Here is a 222-nt window from a genome sequence, read left to right on the forward strand (position 1 = left end):
CGCCCTGGGACGACCAGGTGCTGAAGGAGCCGCCTGGCCCTGCGCGTGGCCCGCGCCACCGTGCACGCCCAGCGCACGCTGCTGGCCGGCTTCACCACCTGTTGCTGCACCCCTACAACGAAACGCCCTGGGACGACCAGGTGCTGAAGGAGCCGCCTGGCCCTGCGCGTGGCCCGCGCCACCGTGCACGCCCAGCGCACGCTGCTGGCCGGCTTCACCACC

1 pseudogene is annotated in these 222 nt (G+C 73.9%); it reads left to right on the plus strand.

The window, feature by feature from the left end:
• Positions 1-95: 95 nt before the first annotated feature.
• Positions 96-222, plus strand: a pseudogene (locus BEN49_RS28945) (amidohydrolase family protein); the annotation flags it as partial.

This window comes from Hymenobacter coccineus (assembly GCF_001816125.1).
GTDB classification, from domain to species: domain Bacteria; phylum Bacteroidota; class Bacteroidia; order Cytophagales; family Hymenobacteraceae; genus Hymenobacter; species Hymenobacter coccineus.